Source organism: uncultured Thiothrix sp., from assembly GCF_937873765.1.
Lineage (GTDB): Bacteria > Pseudomonadota > Gammaproteobacteria > Thiotrichales > Thiotrichaceae > Thiolinea.
In genome coordinates, this window is the sequence record NZ_CALMZC010000015.1 from 181,933 (window position 1) to 207,134 (window position 25,202).

Consider the following 25,202-nt stretch of genomic DNA (forward strand, 5'->3'; position numbering starts at 1 on the left):
AGCTCTGCAAGCTAAGTTTGAAGAGCTGGGTAAACTAAGTTTAAGCGCTCCGCCCAGCAATTAAGAAGTCTTGATATTCCTTCAAACGTTGCCAATTTTGTTTAGCAGCTAATTCAGCTTGATAAGGCCAAGATTTGGGTTCATGTAGCTTAAATTGATTGCCACCGGCTTCTAGAATGGCTTTTAAAGTGTCCCGATCCATCGTAGCGAGCTTGGCATAGCTTTTAATACCAGCTTCATTCAAAAGTTTTTCAATCTTTGGACCAATACCTTCTAGCTTTTTCAGATCATCGACATGATCCGCATTTGGAATAACGATAGGCGCTATAGTCGGCTCAACCGCTTGAGTGGCTTTAGGTGGAGCAGAGGGTGTCACCCGACTTGGAAAGACTGTACTGGGATTAGGGTTAGCTGCGTGATTTGTGCCAACAGTGTCGTGATCACTGCTGCGGCCTTTTAAGAGACTACGCAAGTCAGCTTCATAAGTAGTTTCCTGTTCCACTTTAGACAGGTTGACGCTAACAGAGGGCGGATAGCTTGAGGTCACTGGGTTGCTAGCCCCAATCCGTGCACGCATTTGTGCGACGGGGTCTAACAGTTCTGTTTGCTCTTCAAGCACTATAGGCTTAGTGGGCTTTTTGCAGCACAAACCTATTTTTTTCAGCACATAACAGAGCAAAGCGCCTAGCAAAAAACAGCCAATGAGCAATAAAGCAATCTCAAAGCTGGCTGTGCCGAAGGTATAAGCGGAGTTAGTCGTTTCGTTCACAGTCCAGATCCCTTAGTCATTGGATTTACTTTGTAGATAACAGAATAAGAAGCCCAAGATAAAGGCAACACCTAGCATAATAGCTAGTTCTAAACTAGCATCGCTCATGTCAACACGGCTAGTAACGTTTTCGAACATTAATCGGTACTCCCATAGCCAAATTATCTGATCGGCTTTACTTCAACGCGGCGGTTTTTGTTACGACCTTCCTCGGTTTTATTAGTCACCCAAGGCGCTGTTTCACCTTTGGAGCTAGCTTCAACCCGATCCGCTGGTGCACCGCGCTTCACTAACAAGCTGCGAATGCGCTCAGCTCGTTGGAGGCCTAGTTTTTCATTGATGTCAGCATCACCCACATTGTCGGTATGCCCGATGATTTTCACTTTAGCGGTTGGATTGGCGGCTAAGAAGCCTATTAAATCATCAAAGTACTCTTTTGTGCTATCCGCAAGCTCTGGTTTACTGGAGCGGAAAGGAAAATATAAACGGGCAGAGCTAACATTTTTCTTATCAGTTGACTTTTCCAAATCGACAGTAATTTTATCCTTTTCATCAGCCTTAGCTGCGGCGTTCTCTTCTTTAGGCGCAGTTTTTTCAGTTGCTGCTGTAGGTTTCTCTTTGGTAACTTCTTCAGTCGCTGTCTCTGGTTTTGCCTCAGCTTCAGTAGTGGCAGTGCTGTGTTCTGTAGATACTACATCGGTTGCCATGTCTGGATCTTTAGGGCTAGGTTCGGCGGTACTAGTAGTTTGTAACACCGTTTCGCCAGAAGATTTAGCATCTAAATAATCGGGCAAGCTATTTTTATTATGATCCAACGCATCATTAAACTTGCCATCATTATTAGGGTCAGGGTTTTCCATCGCCGTCATCACACCATCATTATCGTCATCAGTGTCAAGTGCGTCTAAAATCCCATCGCCATCGCTATCTTTTTTATCGGCTAATTCAATACTATCCGGAACGCCATCCCCATCTGAATCGGTCAGGCTAGGATTAGTACCCGCTTCTTTTTCCTCACCATTGCTGATGCCATCATGGTCATCATCTAAGGTCGCCCAGCCGCTATCTTTATCTAAGTAATCGGGAATGCCATCTTGATCACTATCTCGTGCATCAGCGACTGAGCCATCTTTATTCGGATCGACTGCTTCGTTAGAGGTTAAATCACCATCATCATCATCATCGGTATCTAAAGCATTAATAGTGCCATCATCATCGGTATCTAAGGGAGCGTCTGTAGGTTTGTCACCTAGTTCATCTTTATCACTGACCCCATCTTTATCCGAGTCTGCCATATAAGGGTCAAGACCGAACTTTTTCTCTAGCTCATTGGAGACACCATCTTTATCGCTATCATCGACATTGGTCGTAACAGGTTCAGGGTTTGGTACTGGTTCAACCGTAGGGGTTGCTACTTTGTTCACGTCTTCGGCTTTAGCTGTCTCAGTCGTTTCAGCAGGTTTGGCTTCAATCAGCTCCGCCTTATTTTCTGTAGCTAGTTCAGCAGGCTTTTCTTCAGTTTGTGTAGAGGTGCTTGCTGTTGAGGGAGGTGTGCTAGTCTCAGTAGTTGCTTCAGGTTTAGGTTCAGGGCTTGTACTATTGACGGCTAATTGAGTCGTGGCCGCTACAGGGGTATCAGCCGCTTTATGTGTATCAGCATTAGCATCTGGTTCTGCATCATGAGATTCGGTAACGTTTTCAGCATGTGCTACGGGTGTACCACAGAAGCCTTTGATATTACAAGCGTACCACCACCAACTGGCTAGACCCCATACACCAGCAAGAACTAGTACCACTAGCGCTTTTGCTTTCATTATCCTGATAACTCCTTTATGTTTGAGTGGAATCCCAGCGCGAGGAAGCATTATTTTAGTTAGCCATTGTCACAACTAGTTGCCCGCTGCCCGCTTCCTTGGATTCGTGTAGCATTGTAGCACTGTAATTTTCGATAATTTTGATTTAGTCACCTAAAACCTAGCATTGTTCCCAAGGCAAGCCATGAAAACGCCAACCACCAAGGGTGCTACGATGCTGGTGTTCATCGCGTTCACCTTCAAAGCCTTCATTCACATGTAAAACTTGCTGAAAGCCCGCAGCAAGCAGAGCCGCTGCCGCATCTTGCGTGCGTTTGCCACTACGACAACATAAGACAATGGCAGTTTCGGTTTTAGGATCTAAACCTTTAAAGCGCACTGTTAGTAAACGTTCGATATCCCTCACGAAGTTTGGATTTACATCCCAATCAGGCTCATCAATCCAGGCAATGTGAATAGATCCTACAGGGTGACCTACGAATAAATACTCCATAGATGAGCGTATATCGACTAGAACGCTGTTCGCAGGATTTTCCTGTAAATATTGATAAGCAGCAATAGGCGTTAAGTCGATCAGCTCAGCCATGAGTCTTCCTCTAACATAATAATGAGTTCTTGGGATAATTAGTTAGGCGAGCGCATCAGTGTAAGAATAGCCACAATACCCGAATCATTGGGGAGCTGTTTGCCCGCTAACCACTGCAAAATATCCTTATCAGCCGCACTTAGCAAGCGTTCAAATGCAAACTGGTCACCCATTGCTAAAGAGGGATAAACATTCTCAAGAAAGCTGAGTAAAGGTCTATTGAGTTCCGATTGGGTGCGATGGCAAGCCCAGCGTAAGCGCACTAAACGTTCTTGCCATTGTTCTTCGCTTTGATGAAAAATACCCATTAAGAAAGGGCGCGAATTTTAGCAGCTAAGGCCTGAAAGGGTTCAGGGGTAGGTTCTGTCTGGAAAATAATCCCAAACAGGCTAGGATCTTGAAGTTCGAGTAATTCATCAAAGCGCTTAATTTCTTCAACATCAGCCTGCGGGAAATGATTGACTAAGTAACGCTCGAGTACAAAATCGAGTTCTTTCATACCGCGCCGACACCGCAATTTGTAGCGAGAGAGTTCGTTCATGCAGTCCACCTTTATTCTCTGCAAAACCCTTCCCCCACACGATGAGAAGGGTGCTAGAACGAGCCTAATTAAGCGAGCTTAATAGAGGCGCTCCACCATCATTTTTTTCAGCTCGCCAATCGCTTTCGCTGGATTTAAGCCTTTAGGGCAAGTATTAGTGCAGTTCATGATGGTATGGCAGCGATAGAGCTTGAAGGGGTCTTCAAGATTATCTAAGCGCTCACCGGTGGCCTCATCACGACTATCAATAACCCAGCGATAAGCCTGCAGTAGAACGGATGGACCTAAATAACGATCACCATTCCACCAATAGCTTGGGCACGAGGTTGAACAGCTTGCACACAGAATACATTCATATAAGCCGTCGAGCTTTTTACGATCTTCTGGCGATTGTAAGCGCTCGCGATCTTGTGGTGCTGGCGTTGAAGTCTGCATCCACGGCTTAATCGAGGCATATTGTGCATAGAAGTGTGTTAAATCTGGAACCAGATCTTTCACAACTTCCATATGCGGCAATGGGCTAATCGTAATGTCACCCGGAATATCCTCAATCGCTTTAATGCAAGCTAAGGTATTCGTACCGCCGATATTCATTGCGCAAGAGCCACAGATACCTTCACGGCAAGAGCGCCGGAAAGTCAGCGTAGGGTCAATCTCGTTTTTAATCTTGAGAAGCGCATCCAATACCATCGGTGCGCAATCATCTAGATCAATCGGGAAAGTATCCCACCGTGGGTTTTGCCCACTATCAGGATCATAACGATAGATCTTGAAGTTTTTTACACGGCTAGCACCGGTGGGTGTCGGCCAAGTTTTGCCTTCTTTAATGATCGAATTCGCAGGAAGTTTAAATTCAGCCATCTTCGTTATACTCCCTTCTTAATAGGTACGCTTCTTCGGTGCAATATACTCAACCTCATCAGTGAGGGTATAAGTATGCACCGGACGATAGTCAATATTGACCTGACCTTGCTCATTCACCCATGCTAATGAGTGTTTCATCCAATTCGCATCATCGCGCTCTGGGAAATCTTCACGAGCGTGAGCACCACGACTTTCTTGACGATTTAGTGCGCATTGGACGGAAACCTGTGCACAATCCAAAAGATTAGCTAATTCAAAGGTTTCCATTAAATCAGAGTTCCAGATCAAGCCACGGTCGCTCACTTTGACATCATTGTAGCTAGCATAAATCGCGTTCATTTTATCCACGCCTTCTTGCAGTGAGTCACCGGTACGGAAGACAGCCGCATGTTTTTGCATCGCGTGTTGCATGTTGTCACGGATTTCTGCTGTAGTGGTTTTGCCGTTGGCATTATGAATACGTTTGAAGCGATTCAATGCTTTCTCTAAACCTGCTTTTGGCAGATCCGGTTGGTTAGCACCCGCTTTTAAGGTTTCCGCACAACGATTGGCTGCTGCACGACCGAAAACCACAATATCTAGCAGCGAGTTAGAACCTAAACGGTTCGCACCATGCACAGATACGCAAGCACATTCACCAATCGCCATTAAACCGGGTACTACACTATCAGGGTTGCCGTCTTTCAGCGTGACGACTTCACCATGATAATTAGTTGGAATCCCCCCCATGTTGTAGTGAACGGTTGGTAGCACAGGAATCGGTTCTTTGGTAACGTCTACACCCGCGAAAATCTTCGCACTCTCAGCGATACCCGGTAAGCGTTCATGAATCACTTCCGCACCCAAATGCTCCAAGTGGATATGGATGTGGTCTTTATTCGGACCAACGCCACGACCTTCATTAATCTCGATGGTCATTGAGCGGCTAACGACATCGCGTGAAGCCAAATCTTTCGCATTCGGCGCATAACGTTCCATAAAGCGCTCGCCGAGGGAATTGGTCAGATAACCACCTTCACCCCTTACACCTTCAGTAATCAAGCAGCCTGAACCATAAATGCCAGTAGGGTGGAATTGAGTAAATTCCATATCTTGCAGCGGTAAACCAGCACGAGTCACCATGCCATTACCATCCCCTGTACAAGTATGCGCAGAAGTTGCAGAGAAATAAGCACGGCCATAACCGCCAGTAGCTAGTACCACGGTTTGGGCGCGGAACACACGTAAAGTGCCAGTCGCTAAATCCCAAGCTAACACACCACGGCAAACACCTTGGTCATCCATAATTAGGTCAGTGGCAAAGTGTTCGATATAGAACTCTGCATCATGACGCAAAGATTGTTGGTACAGGGTATGCAGAATCGCATGACCGGTGCGGTCAGCCGCTGCGCAAGTACGTTGGGCAATGCCTTCGCCGTAGTTCGTGGTCATTCCACCGAAAGGACGCTGATAGATACGGCCTTCTTCAGTACGAGAGAAGGGTACACCTTGATGTTCTAATTCAATCACCGCTGGAATCGCTTCACGACACATATATTCAATGGCGTCTTGATCGCCCAGCCAGTCAGAACCTTTTACAGTGTCATACATATGCCACTGCCATTTATCGGGACCCATATTCCCTAAAGCGGCGGACATCCCACCTTGTGCTGCCACCGTATGGCTACGGGTAGGGAACACTTTGGTAATACATGCGGTCGATAAACCTTTTACTGCCATACCAAAAGTAGCACGCAAACCAGCACCACCAGCCCCAACTACAACGACGTCATAGGTATGGTTTTCAATTTTATACTCAGACATGCAAGGCTCCTCAGTTGCCGAACGCCGCAAGCAGCACGGCGATAATACTGGTGGCCCCTGTTAAGGCCAAAAATAGTTTTATGCCAATTAAAGCGCCAATTTTTACACCTTCATTGTGCACGTAGTCTTCAATCACGACTTGTAAGCCTAAGGCTGCATGATAAAAAGCGGCGAAAATGAATAGGCTGAACATCGCAGCACTAAAAGGTGATGAAAAATAAGTTAAAACCGTGGCATAGTCTTGGTCGCTCAAGGCTGCAACTGTAAAAGCAACCCATAAGGTCAAGGGGACTAAGGCCACTGCAGTGACCCGCTGTACCCAGAAATGGTGAGTACCCGCTTTAGCTGAGCCTAAGCCACGTGCTTTCTTTAAAGGTGTTACCAAACTCATGACAATCTCCTGAAAACTTTAGGCAACTAGCCATACTAGAATGGTTAAAACGACTGAGGCGCCTAATGCAACTTTTCCACTTAAGAAAGTAGTAGGAATATCAAAGCCATAGCCTGTATCCCAAAGTAAGTGCCGGATGCCATTGCACATGTGATAAAACAGTGCCCAAGTCCAACCAAATAAGACTAATTTACCGAGGAATGAGCCTAAAATACTACTAGCAGTAGCATAAGCCTCTGGACCCGCTGCTAAAGCAGTCAACCAATAGACTACAAGTAAGCTGCCGATAGAAAGCACGATGCCAGTGCCACGATGCAGAACGGATAAAACAGCTGGAAGCGGCATCTTATAAACTTGCAGATGTGGAGAAAGCGGTCTATTACTGGTGGTTTTCATTTGCTCGGAACCTATGTTGGGACATGTTTTCTTAAGCCTTCGGATTGTCGACATGTGTGCTGACAGAGGGTGAATAATAGCTGGAAACTTAAGGCTTTCCAAGTGTGCGTCTGCAACATTGTTGACATAGTTACTAGCTGCTCCAGTTTTATAGACGCCTACTCTGGCAGACGAAAAGTCTATCACGATGACCGAACTGAGAGCATATAACACCTGAAATGATGTTAAAATCATAAGCCGTCGATTTCTTGGTCATCCCCATGCAATTTGAGAGTTCTAGTAAGCAATACGAATGGTTTTTTGCCTGTCCTCAGTTTATTGAGCCTTTACTCGCTGAGGAGTTACTGAGCTTAGGTGCAGCCCAAATTAAAATTGGACATTCGGGTGTGCAAGCTTGGGGTGATTTGGCTTTTGCTTATCGTGCCTTAATTTGGAGTCGTTTAGCCTCCCGCGCTACTTTGCAGTTGGCTCAGGGCTTCGGTAAAAACCAAGCAGAACTGGTTCAGTTAATTAAAACGATTCCTTGGGAGGAGCATTTGCGCCTTGATGGCAGTTTTAAAGTGCGCTTTTCCGGTTTAAATGAAGACATCCGCAATACCCAATTTGGGGCACAATGGGTTAAAGATCAGATCGTTGACTTAATGCGTACTGACGAAGGGCAGCGTCCTAGTATTAGTGCTAATCCGGATTTAGTGGTCTCGGTCAACCTACATAAAGGCAAGGCCAGTATTGGGATTGATCTTAACCAAAAGGGCTTACATCAACGTGGTTATCGCGATCCTGAGGCTTACTATGCCTTGCATGAAAATTTAGCGGCTGCGGTGTTAATTCGTTCAGGTTGGCACAATTTGCTGCAATCTAACGCTAAAAGTATTTGTTTCCTTGATCCCATTTGTGGCTCAGGCGAGTTTATTACAGAGGCCGCTTTAATGGCTTTGGATATTGCGCCTGCTTTATTAAGAGGGGCTACCGTTGCGCAGCGTTGGCTCAAACATGATGCGGATTTATATAGCCAATTGCTGCTGGAAGCACGTGAACGCCAACAATCCGGTTTAGCCCAAGCGGAGCGTTTCCGTTTTATCGGTGCAGATGCAGATCGAGAAAAACTCACCACTGCCCAATCTGATTGGGCGGCTGTAAAGCTTCCAGCGGCTCAGTGGTTTCAACAGGAACCTAAGCAGCTTAAGTTTGTGGAGTTTCGAGCGGAAGCAGGTCTTATGCTCACGCAGTTGCCTTATGATGCCGAGCAAAACTCCATTCATTGGCGCACGCAATATGCTGCGTTTGGACAAGCCTGTGCGCAGTTGCCGGAGGCTTTCCAAGGGGCTTTATTTGCTCCTGCGGAAGCACCCTTGGCTTATACTGATCTGTTCTATAGCAAGACTTATCGTTTCCTCAATGGACGTGATGAGTATCAGCTATGGACTTTAGAGAAAGTGCTTCAAAAAGCCAAGCCAAGTAATTGGATTTCTGAAGATTTTGCCAATCGCATTGAGAAGAATTTACGCAAACTTAAAGGCTTTATTCAGCGGGGTCATACCAATGCTTACCGGATTTATGATGCGGATATTCCAGAATATGCAGTCGCCGTTGATCGCTATGCGGATTGGTTACAGGTGCAAGAATATGCGCCACCGGCGACGATTGATGAAAAAACAGCACAACAGCGTTTAGACCAAGTACTGATTACTTTATCCGAAGTGTTAAAAATTCCAGCCGAGAAAATTATCCTCAAGCAGCGGAAGCGCCAAAAAGGTTTAGAACAATATGAGCGCCAAGCTCAAGGGGGTCAGAGCTTAATTGTCTATGAACATGGCGTACACTTTAAGGTGAATTTGATCGATTATCTCGATACGGGACTATTTTTAGATCATCGCCCAATGCGTTGGTGGATGCAGCAACAAGCCCAAGGCAAATCGGTGTTAAATTTATTCTGTTACACTGGGGCAGTGAGTGTGCATGCGGCAATAGGGGGGGCGAGTCGAGTGGATAGTGTGGATTTGTCCGCCACCTATTTGGCTTGGGCAGAGGAAAACTTGCAACTCAATCAGCTTAAACTCAACCCTTATAAATATCGGATGATCCGCGCTAATGTAGTAGAGTGGTTAGCCAATTGTCAGCAAACCTATGATTTAATTTTTTTAGATCCACCCACGTTTAGTAATTCAAAACGAATGCAGGATGTTTTTGATGTGCAACGTGATCATGTTGAGTTACTGCATCATGCTATGCGTGTACTCAATAAAAACGGTACGCTGGTGTTTTCTAACAATTTTCGTAAGTTCAAACTAGATCCAGTGATTACTGAACGCTATAGGGTAGAGGACTATCGTATCCCTTCAATACCTGAGGATTTTCAAAGAGATCCGAAAATCCACTCCTGTTGGCTATTACGAGCGAGATAGTAATCAAGCACCAGCTAGTTGATATAAGCGTTGTGCCTCAGTCGGATCTTGAGTGACCCCGTTTCCAGTTTCATACAAACCGGCCAAGGCTAACATCGAGCCAGCTAGCCCTTGTTCAGCGGCCTGCTTAAACCAAATGGCAGCTTTGGTGCTATCTTGATCAATACATTCGCCCTCTAGGTACATAAAGCCTAAGCCGTGTTGAGCGAGTGCAAACCCTTGTTGGGCAGCATCATGCATCCACTTCCAAGCCGCTACATCACTTTGGGTAATGCCTAAACCATTTTGATACATAATGGCCACATGATATTGGGCGGGTGCATAACCTTGCTCAGCATAGGGGTACAGCAATTGCATAGCGCGTGCGAAATGTTTGGCCTCAAAAGCCGCCATGCCACTGGCTAGGCCAGCATCAGCGTCAGTGTATTCCAGTTTAGACATGGAAAATTCCTATCGGTAGTTAGCTAGCTACAAAGCGTCTAGCCTAAGTTAGAATAAGCGCCGTTGCAAAGCTTTACCCCGATAGGGGTATTTCTAAGACTTGCAGCACTTTCTACACTGCTTTGCTATGGAAACTCGTACTATGTCTGAAGCTAATTTAGTGCTACACCTCAAGCAATGTATTCAAAAAGTCGCTACTGGACCTGAATACAGTAAGGATTTGTCTTATACCGAAGCCTATCAGGCAATGCAGCATATTTTAAGGGGTGACGCTGATCCGGTGCAGACCGCTATTTACCTGATTGCCTTGCGAATGAAGCGCGAGACCGATGAAGAGAATCGAGGCACTCTGCAAGCTTTAATCGATCATTCCACGATTAGTCAAGCAGCCGTTGAAGCGTTGGTGGATATTTCCGACCCTTATGATGGCTTTGCGCGGTGTGTTCCGGCTTCAAGCTTCGTACCTGCTGTGTTAGCCAGCTTAGGTCTACCAGCGGTATTACATGGTTTGGATAGTGTAGGGCCGAAATACGGTGCTACCCATCATAAAATTTTAAAAGCAGCCGGTCTTAAGGTTGATTTAAACCCGCAACAAGCGACTCAGCAATTAGAACATATCGGCTGGACTTATATCGATCAAGCTAGTTTTGCCCCAGCCCTGCATGCCCTCGTACCCTTACGCCAACGGATGGTTAAGCGCCAAGTCTTGACCACAGTTGAAACCATGTTAGGGCCAATTCGTGCACGTGGGAAAACATACTGTATGGGGGGCTATGTGCATAAAGCTTATCCACCCATTTATGCCTCTTTAGCGCGTCAAGCGGGTTTTGCGAGTGCTCTGTTTGTGCGCGGGGTCGAGGGTGGTGTGATTCCATCCTTGCAACAGGCGGGGCGTCTGTTCGCTTATCAAGATCAAGCTCAGGAATACCAAGTTGATTTAGCGCCTCAGAATTTAGGAATAGTTGCGGAAACACGGGCTGTACCCTTACCAGCTCCATTAGTGCCTGCAGAGGATACCTTAATTGATAGTGAAGCCTTAGCGGCTGAAGCAGCCCGCTTAGGTTTAGCAGCTCTAGCTGGTGAGCATGGTTTGACCTATGAAAGTTTGGTGTATGCTTGCGCGATTTGTTTAAGCCAGTTACAGCGTTATCCCGATTTACCAACGGCTGCACAAGCGGTACGTGCCGTATTAGATAGTGGACAAGCTTTAAAGGTTTTTGAGGCTGCACGACGAACTTGAAGTTGTTAGCAGCATTTAGTCATGACTTAGTTTTGAGAGGCGTTTTGAATGAATCAACAATATTATGAAGCAGTCGTTGCGATGGAACAAGCCGGTACAGATAGCGAATTTGTGCAAGGCTGGCAAAATGGCTATTTGCATAATCCGCTGCGTGAAGAGCAACGTTTAAACGAAGCCTATGAGGCTGGTTATGCAGCAGGTAAAAGTCATGATTTAGAAGCCTATAGAGAGTGGGCTAATTAGTACAGGCAAACCAAGCAAATCTGCATAGTATTTATTGCAGATTTGCTAATAGCCTTTGTTTTTCACGCTCCTGACGACGTGGGTCAGTTAAATCAATACCAGATAACATTTTTAGTCGTGCAGGGATTTGGTTTTTATCTAAATTTTCCCAATAGACTGGAATGACTCGCCATGAGCCTTCATGTATACCCATATCCTGAAACAGCACATTTTCAAACATCGCTGAATTGTCTTGTAGATAATTATCTGACATGACTAGCAAAATACGGCGGGAGATACGAAAACCCGCTTCCATATTACTGATACGGGTTGCTCCAGCGATAGGCATAGCGTGGGAGTCAGTAAGTTTTAATCCTGAGCTTTCCAAAAGTGGAACTAGCTCATCTAGAACCCAGTCATAATCGCGACCTTGATTAAGATAACTGATAAATGCATCGAAGGGGTATTGGGGAGTCTGTGCTTTTTCAGTTTTACTATCACTAGTTTGGTTGGCATGAAAGGCAAGCGCAAAGTTTTCCTCTACATAAGCTCTGAATAGTGGATTTTGTGTTCCATTTGAATCCGCTTTTACTTTAGGCTGAATATAATGGAATAGATCCATAATACGCACATAACCATCTGAAGCTGCGGCTGCACCTTGCAGTCCTTGTAAAAGATATTTTGTGAACAGGCTATTGGCATCCGTTGGTATGACCAAAGAGTATTCAGTATCTAAAGAAGAGGCTATGATTAAGCGTCCATAGCCCGCCGCTAAAGTTTGTAGGTCCCGTGCAGGTAAACCTGTTTTAAAACTACGGGTGGGTAAATATTTAAGCTGACCAATACTGCCAGCATGGCAGCAATCTAAAATGGTCACTACCCGCCGTGCTGGAAGAGTCTGTAGAAATTGCGAGAACTCATGACTCGATAGAGCAGTGCTCTCTAGATTTTCTGTTACATCGGCGGGAATAAGATAGCCTTCATCCTCTGCTTGCAAACGCCCACCATGTCCACTGTAGTAAATAACTACGGTCGTATTTTGGTTACAAGCTTGCACAAGCTGTTTAAAAGCTTGGCGCAAATTGGCTAAACTAGCTTGTTGATCAATTAATAATTGAGTATTTTCTGCTTTAAAAGCACAGTACTTGGGGTCTATCAGGAGTTTATAAAAGTCTCGAGCATCATTGGCTACATTCGCAGGTAAATTCCATTTGGTGTTGCTATGCTGGGAAATACCAATAACTAAAGCTGCGCTATTGATGATAGTGGTTGGGGTTTCTATTGTCATGAGTTTAGCATCCCAACCATATACGTTGGAGTCGTGCCCATAACGAATTGTCATTTTTCAGATTTTGACACATAGCAGCTAAATCTCCATTTGGCGGTCCAAAGCCACTCGGTGGGTTAAGTCGATAAACATGATAGCCAATTATACTATCTCCAGTAATTGCTAAGGATGGATTTAAAATATTAGGCATTAATTCGTCAACACTCTTAATTGCAAAGAAGCTATTGATTTTAAGTATTTCTCGATAGCCTGTTAAAGCTTCTTGTAAAATAACTCGACATCCATTTGGAGTTACAGTTAAAGAGTAAGCATCATTTTTTTCAGTAAAGGTAATAAGGTTATCTTGAATTTCTAGTTCTGGATCTTCAAATAAAGCACATTTTTTAATAATTCTATTTTCTCCGTCAGTTAAAATAACTAATTGGTAAGAGTTGTTATTTCCTTGAATAAGACAAAATTGTAGATTGTTAGTCTTTTCTACTTGTTCTCGCAGCTTACCACTATTTTCAATAGTATCTAGAAAATTAGTGGGTAATTCTAAGATAGTAACTTTACCTAAAATTCTAGTATCTATAGATTCAAATTCAAACTCTAAAATAACTTGAGGTCTATGTGTTTTCATAGAAATTGAAGTTTGATGCTCACCTAAGTTCATTTTCTTGCTTCCATTAGTTAAGAATAGTTAAATGAATTTCACCTTGTATATTTTTTAAATCAAGCACGAAACAATATAATCCTGTATTAAGCTGAATGACTTCATTAACTGGCAACTTTTGGCAAAAAATTCCTGTATCTTTTTCTGTGGAAAGCTGCCATATATTGAGGTTGTCAAGTGATAGGATAGTCCCTTGATTTTCTAAGTGAAGTGTATATTGACCTTCTGGTAAGGTTAATATTTTTAGATTAACTTTTCCTGCATGTAAATCTTCTATTATTGGTGTTTGCTCTAAATAAGTATTTCGATTAACAGCTAGATTATTAAATTCAGAAATAGGTTTTACATCATTGCTTGCTATTTCGTATTCCCATACACCTTGAAAAGGTGTTCCTAAAATAACTTTTGTTGAGTCTACATCTAAAGCATTAATATGCAACTTAGATAATAAAGCATTTGCATCAGATACTTGAGTAGCGCTCCAAATAGTTTGGTTATTTTCTAGACTGAGTTTAATTAGACCATGTGCTGTTCCAGCCCAAACAGTAAGCTGGTGCATTTCTTTTGAAGCAGCCAGTGCTAAAATAGCATATTTTTGTAAGTTGATAGAGTTTGAGGTTAAGACTAATGGGTTTAGGTTATTAGAATGTAAATCAACGATTTGTACCCCTTGATCAGTACCCACTAGAATATATTGATCAATAGTACATAAGCACAAACCGGTTCTAAGCTCAGGAATTACCCATTGTCTCCAGCGAGCATTTAAATCTGATATAGGTAGATAGCGAAGATATTGATCAATTAGTGCTAATAAGTATTGGTTAGAAATACCTACAGCGACAGGTTGCCATACATCACTCATATTTACTGCGCTGTAATTCTGTGGAATTTGTGGCCAATGCGAAGGCTGTAGGTTTAGATCGAATTGCCAATAATAGACTCCGACTTGTTTAGTACAAATTATGTATAGAAAATTATTAGTTTTATATGCTTGTAGTTTTTGTGATGTTGAGTCTACTGTAGTTATGAATACTGCTAACTGAGGATCAGAGAAAAATGTATCTAAGCGCTTAATGCTAAGCTGAGCGGTAAAGTCATCTTGACTTTCTTTAAGTATGATAATCCATTGATCAATAATGCAAATATCAAGTATTGCATGATCTATTAAAGTACCAAAACTACCATCAGTATTTAAGTAGTGTAAACCTAAGGGAGTGCCTAATATAATATTGCTATTAATTAATTTTAAAGTAGTAATACCTTGATTTGCAAAAATACCTCGATAAGCAAACAAGGTTTCAAAAATACCAGGATCAGCATAAATTTCATGATTCTTTGCTAGGTTATCTAATAAGGCCTCTTCAATGAGTTCAAAGCTTATTATCCAACCCGTTGCGTAAGCAGAAATATCTAAGATAATCGCATCTGCAAGAGTAGAGCCTAAGATCTGGCGTAGATTCCAAAAGCTACGTGCTAGAATCATTCCGATTTCGTATTCATCTAAAGTTCTTGCTTCTATTGAGTTAGGATAGGTATTAGGAATGGGAAAGTAATCTTGATTTGGTATATATTCTATGCGTTGCATACACCAGCTTTTTGCCCATGAGTCAAACCTATATGAGCCATGCGCCCAAATTAAATTTTCCTCGGGGAATTCGTTGGTGTATTTTTCTGGAGTCATGTCAAAGCCCCATGATCGAGATAAATAATTAGCATAACCCTCAACCCAAGCCCTAGCAAAAGGTAATGAGCTAACTCCATTAAGGAATGGATCTGGATTTTTGCTATACATCCAAGCATGGATAAATTCATGATTAATCACATCAGGATCAAGGCTTAAGTTGGTAATAGTTTTATTTTCACTATCAATGAGTGTTTCATACTCTCTACTTGTAGAAAGGTTAATTCTCGATCGTCCTTGATATTTTGGAGTGAAATTAGTAGATATATTAAATTTATCGGTAGAGTCCTGTGGTAAGAAATTAACAATTAATTCTGTATGACTATTATTGGTAAAACCAATGTTATTAATATAACTATCTAAATAATCATAGATAGATTTTGCATGAATTAGGCTGTTTTTTATATCTAAATGATAATTTATACTATCGGTTAATGGCCAATTAATTTCTTCATTGTTAAGAGTTAAAATGGTAAAATCATGACAAGGATTCTGAGTCAGTGTTATTTCTTCATCAGGGTCAGTTGACTTTAAAAGACTAGATGAGCACCTATAATAAAAAGAAGGTTCTGCGAAAAAAGTTAGTAAACAAGGTTTGCCTAAAGCGACTCCGGTAATCGCATCAATAAAAAAGCTCCAAGTTTCGCCATTATCAATATGGCTTGCAAAAACTTCGTAAGCTAGTCTATATTTGCCAGCAAAAGGAAGAATAATTAAAGAATTAGCTAGAGCAGTTTTTTCAAACCAAATTTCATAATAGTCTCTATTTTCTGTTAAAATAGAGCTTATCCCTACCGATGTTTCAGCTAAGGAGCTACTCAAATAATGATTAATTAATTTTTTTACAATAATGATAGCTTCTTCTTTTTTTAATTTAGGTACTGTCGGAATATTATTTAAGTGATCAGTAGATAAATGTGAATTAACAATAGAGATTTTTCTGCCGTTTTCTTGTAGATGGGCGCTAACCCCTCCTTTATAAATAGGAATTTCTTTGTAGTATTGTTGTAGGTTGATATGTATATTTTTACTACTGTTAATTTTTGTTAGAAATGACACTCTATTTTTAGTAGAGTAGTTGTTTTTGATGAAATCTTGCTCAGTTGTGCCAAATAAAATAGCTAGATTTTTGCTAAGAAATAAGAAGGTAAGATCGTAGGCATTATTCTTTGTAATGACTTCATCGACTAAGCCACGATAAAACCATGGTAAGCCGGTAATTTCTGATCTCTTTAATCGCCAAGAATAAGTGCTATCTAGCTTCTGATCTAAGTAAAATAAAAGATCATAAGGAGTAGTCCATAGAGCTTGCTCGATATTTAGATTTGAAAAAAAATTTTTAATATTTCTAAATAATAGCCTTTTTCTAGTGACTATTGATGCAGTGAGGGAGTTTTGTATAGCCGTTTCATTTTTTTGAAATTGCTGTGCATACCACCAAGATTTATCAGAGGTTGGTAGTAAAATAATAACTCTATCATCACCCTCTTTTAAGTGGAACTCAGGATCATTCTCTTTATAGTAATAAGAAAATTTGCTTTCAAGATTTTGATTACTTATTTTTAAAAAAGATTGATACATAGTTAATTTACCTTAGTATACCAGGAGCATGTGCTGTTAACCAATCGACTGTAGCTTGTTTGTAAAGGAAGCTTTCTTCATTAAAATAGCTTGCTTGTAGTAATATAGGTTCATGTAGTGAGTTTTTGATAAAGGTAAATGTATTACATGTTAAATAACAACGAATGAAAAAATTATTGCCTATAGAATTCTCTTCTGGATATAAACTATTTTGTAATTTACCAGAGTGAACTTGTCCTATAGCATCTGTTAATAACCATCTTTTATTGTCAGTCCAAACACTTAGTATTCTTCTTTTGCTTCGATAGAGAGTTTTGATCTTTTTGTCTTTTTCATTAAATAGTATAAGCTCGTGGTTATAGCCATCTAGCACATCTAAGTTGTTTGCTGCTAAAAGTAGCTTTTGATTGATTTGTGGGTAAATTCCATAAAAATAAAATCTATCATTAGAATTAATAATTTTATTCCAGTTTAATCCTCCATCTTGACTTATATAGATTCCGTCATTAGAAGAGGGTCTTTCAGAGGTCCTTTCAAGGGTGGATGCAAATAGAATTGATTTACTAGCAACTATTTTTTCAAAATATATTTTTTGAGATTGTTTATTATCCTCTTTTATCACTTGTACAGGTTGCCAATTATCACCTTGGTTAATGGATAGAAAAAGTCCACTCCCCTTCGAATTAACAAGAATATGCTGCGGATAATCTTGAACAAGACTAATTTCATCTAAGTGTTCCGGTAGATTATTTTTGCCTAATTGCCTCCACGAATCTAAACTAGTTATATTGCTGATTAATAGACCATTTCCTCCCGTTGCTGCATAAATTTGTTGAGAGTCAGGTTGAATAGCAAAATCGAAAATTTCAACTAGATAACATTCCTTATTAGGAAAGTATTTTTTTAATTCTGGTATTTCGATTGAAGTTGCAATTTTTAATTCTAGAGAATAATTTATAACACCATAATCATGGTGATCACATCCTCCTCTATCATTACGATTTGCAATTAACAAGTTTTCGTTAAATCTAACTCCAATACTTGCTGATTTAATAGGAAGATCCATAGACTGCCAACCTATCCTAGCGTGAAAAGGTTTAATATTGAGCCAAGATCCTAATAAAACTAATAGAAAAGAAAAAAGAATCAGATTGATAGTTATTTTTCGCCGATAGCGATATAACCAACGAAACCAAGCGGTTAAGCTAAAAAAACTATCTTGATTAAGTGGTGTAGGAATGTATAAGTTATCTTGAATGCTATGTATTAAATGATTGAGTCCTTTATTATTATCTTTAGAGTCTATAAAGCTAATTGTATTTAAAATATTTAAATAGTTTGGTAGTTCCGTTTCTCTAAGTAATATAGGTAAAACGATACGTTTGTATGCACGAGGATCTAAAGAGCAGCTAGCTAAACCTTGATAGTTATTGAGGCTATCTTTTATCCAATCAGGGCTTAGAATGAGTATAATTCTGAAGCATTCTTTTAAGGCTAACTCAAATATATCTAGTTTTGACATGCCTGCTTGATACGTTTCTTGGGTCGCAACACGGCAACTAAAATCTTCTAACGCTGGGAGTAAAATTGAATCGACCCATTTACTATCAGCTTGATGGTAGCTAATGAATACATCGAACTTAAATTGTCTAGAGTCATTAGGGCGCATACTTAGTCCCTTATTAACTAACAATACTATTCTTAAAAATTACTTAGCACCATACCTTAAGTTTTTAAGAGTTTAAATAGCAAGGTAAGCTCATAAAAAATATTTAGTTTTCTCGAATGTAAGAGTTCAAGATAGTTCTAAACGATGCTAGTACTTTGATTTTATCAAAAAGATATAAAATTTGATAAAATCATTATTGACTTAAGTTCTATGTTTTTCCAATAAATAATTAGAAAGTTTGTTATTAATTTTTTTTATTAGTAATCGTTTTTTAGTTGTATGCAAGTTTACTTAAAATTCATTATATTGTTAATTAGCTTTGTTCTAATCAATCTTAAGAGATATCTAATGTGTTTTGCCTTACTTGCTCTGCAACAACATCCCCACTATCCCTTTATTCTTGCAGCTAATCGCGATGAATTTTTTAACCGCACCGCCACCGCTTTAGGTGTTTGGCCAAATCACCCTGAGATTGTGGGTGGAATTGATCAAAGTTCTCAAGGTTCGTGGTTGGCACTCAACCAAGCGAGTCTGAAATTTGCACTAGTGACGAATGTACGCCAAGGTATTCCGCAGGCGGGTGAACGTTCGCGAGGCTTGTTAGTCAGTGAGTTTGTAACAAGCCCTGAATCAGTCTTAAGTGATTTAAAGCAACTAGAAAAAACTAAAAATCAATATGCAGGCTTCAACTTACTGGCTGGTTATTTGCCGAATGAGATTTATTATCTGAGTAATCGTTATTCAAATGATTGGCGGGTTTTAAAAAAAGGTTTATATGGTTTAAGTAATGCAAGTTTAAATGCCCCTTGGCCGAAAGTTCAACGTGGTTTATTTGGATTTGAGCAATTAGTTATGAACTCACGAGAAGTTGATCAAAGCTTGCTAGTGAATAAATTATTTGAATTGCTGGCCGATCAAACTAAGGCTAAGCTTGAGCAGCTTCCTAACACGGGTATTGGTACAGAAAAAGAGCTATGGCTTTCACCCATTTTTATTGCTCCGGGTTTTATGAACTATGGAACACGCTGCTCGACAGTTATTTTAATGGATAAGAGTAAACAAGTATTTTGTTATGAGCGGACTTATTATTCTGATAATCGGTCATCTGATGCTATATACTTTTTTCATTCAGTTTAAGGTAAGTTAATTCTATTTGGCATATGAAATAACGATATTAAAAATATTAAAAAACACACTTTTTTAATTAAACTACTTCTAAACTACTAAGTGCTGGTATTTGAAACCAGCCTTAAAACCAGCAAATAAACTTGGAGTGTTAGTGATGAAAAAAATAATCCATGGCGCTCTGTTGGCTGGCGCAATTCCTTTGGTGAGTGGTCAAGCTGAAGCGGGCCCTCTTGCGCCAATTGTCAATGAAGCCAATCAATTACGTTCGACGGCATGGGCCTTGAATGACCAAGCGACCACGCTAGAGCAGACGATGCAGAGTTTAAAACGTCAGGGTATTGATGTGATGGAATTGCGCTATAAAGCTAAAATGATGCGTAGTTGTGCAACCAAATATGCGGTGGAATCCAATAAGCTTGCAAAAAAAGCGTTTAGATTGGGTTATCACCGTTCGAACCATTCGCACCCTCACTACAACTCATAGAATGAGTGTCAATCAGGAGAACTATCGTGAAAAAGAAATTATTATTATTGTTAGGTTTAACAGTCATTGGTACGACAACCATGTTAGTTACCACTACTGCCCATGCGCATTATGTTCCACCCAAGCCCAATGCTTGTGGATGCATGATTATGACTTATTCTGAGCCAGCGTTTATCTGGTGAGGATATAAGCTAAGCAGCCGAGTCTCTCAGTCTCTACTCGGCTGTTTAGTTAGCTTAATCATAGCGTTTGCCCTTTAGTTCAATCCAACCACCTGCTTTGCGCCCCTTTGGATCATGATGTGTCCAGTGAATCACCCCACCGCGATTATTCCACACATACTCACCTTGTACGTTGACCAAGTCACCTTCACGTACCGGCACGCGCTCAGCCACATCAATATTATGTGAAACCAGTAAGGTTAAATCCTGCGCAACTTCAACCAAAAATTTCTGGTGACGATCACCTTCTTGATCATCTTTCAAGTTTTTGATGACAGTGCCTTGAATATGCGTCCAGAATTTGGCATTCGGATCATTCGCCGCCGCTCGCAGTTGGGCTAAGGTTTTAGCGGGTGTTGTGCTGCTGGCTAGATCGACTGAAGTATTAGTAGTAGCTTGCGTTGGTGGCTGACTAGCTTGCCCAGAAAAATATTGCCAGGCCGCAACTAGCAGGAAAAGGGTAATGACAATAATATTTCGCCAACTATAACCCGCCATTAGTTTTTCACCGTCTTACGGATATAAGCCATAATTTCTTCACGTGCTTCGGCAATCACTGAGTCACGATCCAATGAGTCAAGGATTTGCTCAACCGTAAACTTAGGCCCTGCTTCGCCCCAGGATTTCCCATTCGCTAACCAGCTTTCTGCGACACGTCCGACCACTAAAGTACTGTACCAAGCAACTGCACCTTGAGTCGCTGCGGTGAGTAGAGTAGAGATGCCTCCCGTACCTAGCTTAAGTACGGTTGAAATCAGATGCACGGCCCAAGTGGTTCCAATTAAGACAATCATCTGTCCTGAAATAGTTTTGAGCAAATCACCCGCTTCACTTTTTGACATGGGCAAGCCATAGAGCTTAGAGAGATGCACGATCATCCCAGCGTCGATCGCAGCCGCCGCCACTAAATCCGCAACTGGAATAGGATTCAAAGCAACAGCTACCCCTTGAGCGATGCAGTACATTTGAATCGTCTTTAAGCCTAATTCGTGTTTAACGGCAAGAATCCGTTTACCTACTTCTTCGCTTAAATTGCTGGCAAACAGTGAGGCATTTAAAGCTGCTAAAGTTTTACCTTCAGCTTCAATAATCGCCCACAAGCGGGTTTTTAAGGCTTGCACATCGACAGGGCGTACACGTAAACCTTCTTGTTCATTGCCCTCAGCATCAACATAAATCACGGTTTGGCGACTGGCTTGCGCGGTGGTGAAGATAATATTTTCGGCTTCTAAAATTCCGTGAGTGCGCTCTTCAAGAACGGTGCGTAATTGCTGCTTTTCTTTGTCAGTGTAGCGATCTGCCTTATTGACGACTAAAATCGTTGGTCGGTGACTGGCAGTCACAGTTTTTAAAGCACGAAACTCGACATCGGTTAAGTCGCCATCAATCACGAAGAGCACTAAATCGGCTCGGGTAGCAACTTCATGCGCCATGCGCTCGCGGTCTTCACCAGCAATTTCATTAATCCCGGGGGTATCGATTAGATATAAACCACTATCTGCATATTCATCCCAAGCATGAAAATCGGTGGTTTTAGTCTCACCATGCAAAACGCTAACGCTAAACGCATCTTTGCCCAAGAGCGCATTAAGCAGTGAAGATTTGCCTACACTCACCCGGCCAAATACAGCAATATGAATATGCCCATGCTCCAGTTTGTCGAGCATTGATTGAACTTGGGTGTAATCATCTTTGAGGGTATTACGTACATCTTCAGGCAGATTTTTATCTTCCAACAAGCGGCGCAAACTAGCAGTAGCTAGGTTTAAATGTGAGTCACCTTGAAGGTTTTTTTTTGCACTAGCTTCTTCACTGGTCACTGTTGCTGCGCTCGCTGTCTTTGGTTTTGTATTGATCGATAACCAGTCGGGCCAATGTTTTTGTACGTTCTTCCAAATTTCCACTCAGCATCTCCCGAAATCTCAGTGCTGCTGGAGCTGCTTTTAAAGCGCCCCGTTGTTCTAAAGTGAGGGCGACTGCATGCCCTAAAGCATCAAAGATCAAACCATAAGCCACTGCATGGACTAAACCCCCTGCAACCGTGCCGATCCCCGGAAAAGCCTTCAGTCCATTCCCCGCCACTGCCAAAATTAGTGGAATACTTTTTTTCATTTGGTTTTGGCTAAAGTCGAGAAACTGGTCAATGTCAATTTGCTTCACGGGTACATCATACAGCTTGCATAATTCTTGAACCATGCGTGTGCCGATGACCCCTTGAATAATAATATCAGTCCCCGGACTAATCGCTGCTAAAGCACCAATGACTGCATTGCGGGTTCCATTGCGCACAATTTTTTCTGCTTGTTCACGTCGGAAATTGGCACGAGTTTCGTCTAATTTAGTTTGTACTAAGCTGAAAACACTCGCGTCACGCAAGTTTTCTAACCATTCGATGCGGTTGTCAATTTCCGTTTGTAAAGTTTCAGAGAGTGCGCTGATATCAGTCTTGCGCTGGCGCTGAATCGTTTCTTCCCGCCCATCGGGATAGACTCTAACGACTTCTTCTACTCCACCCGATTGAATAAACACAACTTTAGGAGGCTGCCGATTGACCGTATTAATACTAAAGCGACTTTGAATGTGTTCTTTCAGTTGTTGTTTTTCTTCGGGCGTATACAGGTCACTTTTATTGAAAGCAATAATCAAGGGCTTGCCAAAAGTATAGAGTTCTTGAATATCTTCAAATTGACTGCGGCTCAAATCGGAGTCAACGACATAAACGACAATTTGTGCACGCACGGCTTCATCTCGTGCTAATTCGTCCAAAGAGCCTTCAGCTTCATTCCGCCCCGGTAAATCGGTGAGGAGTAAGCGATCCCCTGAGCGGGTTTGCCACAGATATTCATGAATCTCGCGGGTCGAACCACCCCGCAAACTAATCTCAACCCCTGCACTGGGAAGTAGAGTTTTAATGATCGAAGATTTGCCCGTGCTCACATCGCCAAAGAAAGCGATATTGATTTGCCCGGTTTCTTTGCGCGCATTTAAGCGTTCTAATTCCTCTCGAAACGATGTGATATCCATCCCAGCCGCTTCAATCTGCTTGAGTTCGGCTTCAACTTGCTCAACCGTTGGTGGTGCGGCAGGCCGCTGAAAATTAGGTGTTACACGCTTGCTACCTAAGACTAGTTTGAGTGCTAAGCCCAATCCTGCCAAAAACACTAAAGCAATCAAACCGACATAGAGATAAAACAAACTACTTGGAAGTTGCTGTAGACGATCCCAAAGGTTCAATGCACTTTCGGTCGCATAGAATAAAAACAGCAAAAATAGGCAAGTACCGAACAGAATCGCCCCTGCGAGAAGCCAACGAAGGTTTTTAGAAATTTTCATACAGAAGTCAGTTGGTTTTTCATCAGCCTATCTTAGCACGCTTGGCTCTTTATTCCGCCTAGTAGCCTGCGTATAGTGCAGCAGATCAAGCTAATTCGCCGGAAATATTGAGTGCGCTCATGAATTTAAGCCCTAGTTTACTAGCACGTATTTTTATTCCTTTTGCCTTAGGTTATTTTCTTTCTTATTTATATCGAGTGGTTAATACCGTTATTGCTGGTGACTTATCCAAGGATGTTCAGATTGACGCAGGGCAACTTGGTTTACTGACTAGCACTTATTTAATCACCTTCGCGGCGGTGCAATTACCTTTAGGCATTCTACTGGATCGTTATGGCCCGAGGAAGATTGAGGCCGTATTGCTACTATTTGCAGCGGCAGGCGCTATGGTCTTTGCATTGGCACAATCTTTAGGTTGGCTCATGATAGGGCGCGCCTTAATCGGTTTTGGGGTATCCGCTTGCTTGATGGCAGCGTTTAAAGCTTTCGTACAGTGGTTTCCAAAAGAAAAATTACCACTCGTCAATGGTTTGCAATTTACTGCGGGCGGTTTTGGGATTTTAGCGGCCTCGATTCCGGTGGAATATGCTTTGAGCTTTACCGATTGGCGTGGTGTCTTCATGGGCTTAGCCGTGCTGACCTTGATGGTGAGTTTGCTCGTCTTTTTTGTAGTGCCGGATAAACCCATGTCTGCTAATCAAGGCAGTTTAAAAGAGCACGTGGGTGGCATTCTGCATATTTTTACCTCGCGCCAATTTTGGGGCATTTCACCGTGGGCGGTCTCAACCCAAGCAAGTTTTCTCTCGATTATGAGCTTGTGGGCAGGGCCGTGGTTAAGAGATGTCGCGGGCTTAGAGCGTGCAACCATAGCGCCGGTACTTTCATGGCTAGCAGTAGGGGTAATTGGTGGCTACTTCTTTTTAGGTGTGATTGCTGAGCGTTTAGGGCGCTATGGTTTCTCCACCTTGCATGTAGCTAGTATTGGCTTAATATTGTTTATTCTTGTGCAAGTTGCCTTGATTTTTGAATGGACCCGTTTTGCTACCCTGTGGTGGATTCTATTTGGCTTTTTTGGAACGACCGGTGTGCTAGCCTACGCTTATTTATCCCAACAATTTGCCCCTGAACTAGCAGGGCGCGTGAATACCGCCTTAAATTTACTCGTTTTCGTCTTCGCTTTTATTGCACAATGGGGAATTGGGGTAGTCATCAACTGGTATTCAGCCGGAGAGACCGATCATTATAATCCACTCGGTTATCAAATTGCCTTTAGTATTGCTCTGGTCGTACAAGTGCTGACGATGCTTTGGTATTTTTGGCAGGCTAAAAAGCGTTAAAGCTTATATTTCAAAGCGTTCAATATAAGTGAGTGCCCTTTTAAGAACGGCTTTGCCATAATCTGGTGTTTGATGCCAATAGTCTTGGTTTTTTTATAGCATGCTTGGTTTAAATATTCAGTTTTTTTAAAAAAGGGATTAGCTAGTGTTTCAGTTGGTTGATATACTAGTATCACTCTAGGGTAATTAAATATTTCTTTAAACACTTTTAAAAAAAGGCTCATCAAGCATTTCGGCATATAGCAAGTAATTTTGGTATGCTAAAATACCTTGCTGTAAAGCAATATTTGATATTTTAGGTGTTAGGGAAACTAAAATGCGACACTCTGTATTTTGGAGTGTATGCTTAATAC

At 41.8% G+C, this 25,202-nt stretch carries 25 protein-coding genes; 7 read left to right on the top strand and 18 right to left on the bottom strand.

Annotated features, from left to right (window positions below; genetic code table 11):
- Positions 1–40 precede the first annotated feature (40 nt).
- From Q0307_RS05280 to sdhC, 10 genes are all read right to left on the bottom strand, one after another.
- Positions 41–769, bottom strand: coding sequence for a helix-hairpin-helix domain-containing protein (locus Q0307_RS05280; protein WP_298657622.1), 729 nt, complete (start codon positions 767–769; stop codon positions 41–43).
- 12 nt (positions 770–781) lie between these two features.
- Entirely contained in the window at positions 782–907 is a 126-nt protein-coding gene (locus Q0307_RS05285; RefSeq protein ID WP_298657625.1) for a hypothetical protein, read from the bottom strand.
- 23 nt (positions 908–930) lie between these two features.
- Positions 931–2,583, bottom strand: a complete 1,653-nt coding sequence (locus Q0307_RS05290) for an OmpA family protein (RefSeq protein WP_298657627.1) — start codon at positions 2,581–2,583, stop codon at positions 931–933.
- Between the two features lie 160 nt (positions 2,584–2,743).
- Positions 2,744–3,169, bottom strand: a complete 426-nt coding sequence (locus tag Q0307_RS05295; protein WP_298657630.1) for a rhodanese-like domain-containing protein — start codon at positions 3,167–3,169, stop codon at positions 2,744–2,746.
- Positions 3,170–3,207: 38 nt separating this feature from the next.
- A complete protein-coding gene (locus Q0307_RS05300) occupies positions 3,208–3,477 on the bottom strand; it encodes a succinate dehydrogenase assembly factor 2 (protein ID WP_298657633.1) in 270 nt (89 codons plus the stop codon).
- Positions 3,477–3,710, bottom strand: coding sequence for a succinate dehydrogenase assembly factor 2 (locus Q0307_RS05305; RefSeq protein ID WP_298657636.1), 234 nt, complete (start codon positions 3,708–3,710; stop codon positions 3,477–3,479). The genes Q0307_RS05300 and Q0307_RS05305 overlap by 1 nt, the downstream gene beginning before the upstream one ends.
- A gap of 78 nt (positions 3,711–3,788) precedes the next feature.
- Complete coding sequence (locus Q0307_RS05310) at positions 3,789–4,571, bottom strand: succinate dehydrogenase iron-sulfur subunit (protein ID WP_298657639.1); 783 nt, start codon at positions 4,569–4,571, stop codon at positions 3,789–3,791.
- A gap of 18 nt (positions 4,572–4,589) precedes the next feature.
- Positions 4,590–6,377 carry a succinate dehydrogenase flavoprotein subunit gene (gene sdhA, locus Q0307_RS05315; protein ID WP_298657642.1) on the bottom strand — a complete coding sequence of 596 codons (1,788 nt, stop codon included), beginning with the start codon at positions 6,375–6,377 and terminating at the stop codon, positions 4,590–4,592.
- Between the two features lie 10 nt (positions 6,378–6,387).
- Positions 6,388–6,768, bottom strand: coding sequence for a succinate dehydrogenase, hydrophobic membrane anchor protein (gene sdhD, locus Q0307_RS05320; RefSeq protein WP_298657645.1), 381 nt, complete (start codon positions 6,766–6,768; stop codon positions 6,388–6,390).
- Positions 6,769–6,786: 18 nt separating this feature from the next.
- A complete protein-coding gene (gene sdhC, locus Q0307_RS05325) occupies positions 6,787–7,164 on the bottom strand; it encodes a succinate dehydrogenase, cytochrome b556 subunit (protein WP_298657648.1) in 378 nt (125 codons plus the stop codon).
- A gap of 260 nt (positions 7,165–7,424) precedes the next feature.
- On the opposite strand from sdhC, the gene rlmKL reads away from it, so the two are divergent.
- Positions 7,425–9,569, top strand: coding sequence for a bifunctional 23S rRNA (guanine(2069)-N(7))-methyltransferase RlmK/23S rRNA (guanine(2445)-N(2))-methyltransferase RlmL (gene rlmKL / locus Q0307_RS05330; protein WP_298657650.1), 2,145 nt, complete (start codon positions 7,425–7,427; stop codon positions 9,567–9,569).
- A 3-nt stretch (positions 9,570–9,572) separates the two neighbouring features.
- Here the strand turns inward: rlmKL and Q0307_RS05335 are convergent, their stop codons facing one another.
- Complete coding sequence (locus tag Q0307_RS05335) at positions 9,573–10,010, bottom strand: tetratricopeptide repeat protein (protein WP_298657653.1); 438 nt, start codon at positions 10,008–10,010, stop codon at positions 9,573–9,575.
- Between the two features lie 142 nt (positions 10,011–10,152).
- Between Q0307_RS05335 and Q0307_RS05340 the strand changes: the two genes are divergently transcribed.
- Together Q0307_RS05340 and Q0307_RS05345 are read left to right on the top strand one after the other, a co-directional pair.
- Positions 10,153–11,250 carry an anthranilate phosphoribosyltransferase gene (locus Q0307_RS05340; protein ID WP_298657656.1) on the top strand — a complete coding sequence of 366 codons (1,098 nt, stop codon included), beginning with the start codon at positions 10,153–10,155 and terminating at the stop codon, positions 11,248–11,250.
- Between the two features lie 48 nt (positions 11,251–11,298).
- Positions 11,299–11,493 carry a hypothetical protein gene (locus Q0307_RS05345; RefSeq protein ID WP_298657659.1) on the top strand — a complete coding sequence of 65 codons (195 nt, stop codon included), beginning with the start codon at positions 11,299–11,301 and terminating at the stop codon, positions 11,491–11,493.
- Between the two features lie 31 nt (positions 11,494–11,524).
- On the opposite strand, the gene Q0307_RS05350 is transcribed toward Q0307_RS05345, so the two are convergent.
- Genes Q0307_RS05350 through Q0307_RS05365 form a run of 4 tightly spaced genes read right to left on the bottom strand, consistent with a single transcriptional unit; the run spans position 11,525 to position 18,346 of the window.
- Positions 11,525–12,760, bottom strand: coding sequence for a caspase family protein (locus Q0307_RS05350; RefSeq protein ID WP_298657662.1), 1,236 nt, complete (start codon positions 12,758–12,760; stop codon positions 11,525–11,527).
- Between the two features lie 4 nt (positions 12,761–12,764).
- Entirely contained in the window at positions 12,765–13,415 is a 651-nt protein-coding gene (locus tag Q0307_RS05355) for a hypothetical protein (protein WP_298657665.1), read from the bottom strand.
- A 13-nt stretch (positions 13,416–13,428) separates the two neighbouring features.
- A complete protein-coding gene (locus Q0307_RS05360; protein WP_298657668.1) occupies positions 13,429–16,677 on the bottom strand; it encodes a hypothetical protein in 3,249 nt (1,082 codons plus the stop codon).
- A 7-nt stretch (positions 16,678–16,684) separates the two neighbouring features.
- Complete coding sequence (locus tag Q0307_RS05365; protein WP_298657671.1) at positions 16,685–18,346, bottom strand: toll/interleukin-1 receptor domain-containing protein; 1,662 nt, start codon at positions 18,344–18,346, stop codon at positions 16,685–16,687.
- Positions 18,347–18,694: 348 nt separating this feature from the next.
- On the opposite strand from Q0307_RS05365, the gene Q0307_RS05370 reads away from it, so the two are divergent.
- The 3 genes from Q0307_RS05370 (at position 18,695) to Q0307_RS05380 (ending at position 20,140) form a co-directional block, all read left to right on the top strand.
- Positions 18,695–19,483: an NRDE family protein gene (locus Q0307_RS05370; RefSeq protein ID WP_298657674.1), complete on the top strand. Its 789-nt coding sequence runs from the start codon at positions 18,695–18,697 to the stop codon at positions 19,481–19,483.
- A 145-nt stretch (positions 19,484–19,628) separates the two neighbouring features.
- Positions 19,629–19,958, top strand: coding sequence for a hypothetical protein (locus tag Q0307_RS05375; RefSeq protein ID WP_298657677.1), 330 nt, complete (start codon positions 19,629–19,631; stop codon positions 19,956–19,958).
- 26 nt (positions 19,959–19,984) lie between these two features.
- Positions 19,985–20,140, top strand: coding sequence for a hypothetical protein (locus Q0307_RS05380; RefSeq protein ID WP_298657679.1), 156 nt, complete (start codon positions 19,985–19,987; stop codon positions 20,138–20,140).
- 54 nt (positions 20,141–20,194) lie between these two features.
- On the opposite strand, the gene Q0307_RS05385 is transcribed toward Q0307_RS05380, so the two are convergent.
- From Q0307_RS05385 to Q0307_RS05395, 3 genes are read right to left on the bottom strand one after another with little or no spacing between them, the layout of a single operon-like run.
- Positions 20,195–20,677 (bottom strand): DUF3465 domain-containing protein, encoded by a 483-nt coding sequence (locus Q0307_RS05385; protein WP_298657681.1) that lies wholly within the window; start codon positions 20,675–20,677, stop codon positions 20,195–20,197.
- The gene (locus tag Q0307_RS05390) at positions 20,677–21,999 is read right to left on the bottom strand and encodes a YcjF family protein (protein WP_298657684.1); all 1,323 of its coding nucleotides are present in this window, start codon (positions 21,997–21,999) and stop codon (positions 20,677–20,679) included. Before Q0307_RS05390 ends, Q0307_RS05385 begins: the two co-directional genes overlap by 1 nt.
- Positions 21,989–23,512 (bottom strand): GTPase, encoded by a 1,524-nt coding sequence (locus Q0307_RS05395; RefSeq protein ID WP_298657687.1) that lies wholly within the window; start codon positions 23,510–23,512, stop codon positions 21,989–21,991. Before Q0307_RS05395 ends, Q0307_RS05390 begins: the two co-directional genes overlap by 11 nt.
- Positions 23,513–23,631: 119 nt before the next feature.
- Here Q0307_RS05395 and Q0307_RS05400 point away from each other — a divergent pair, with 119 nt between their 5' ends.
- Positions 23,632–24,849 (top strand): MFS transporter, encoded by a 1,218-nt coding sequence (locus tag Q0307_RS05400; RefSeq protein WP_298657690.1) that lies wholly within the window; start codon positions 23,632–23,634, stop codon positions 24,847–24,849.
- Positions 24,850–25,202 lie beyond the last annotated feature (353 nt).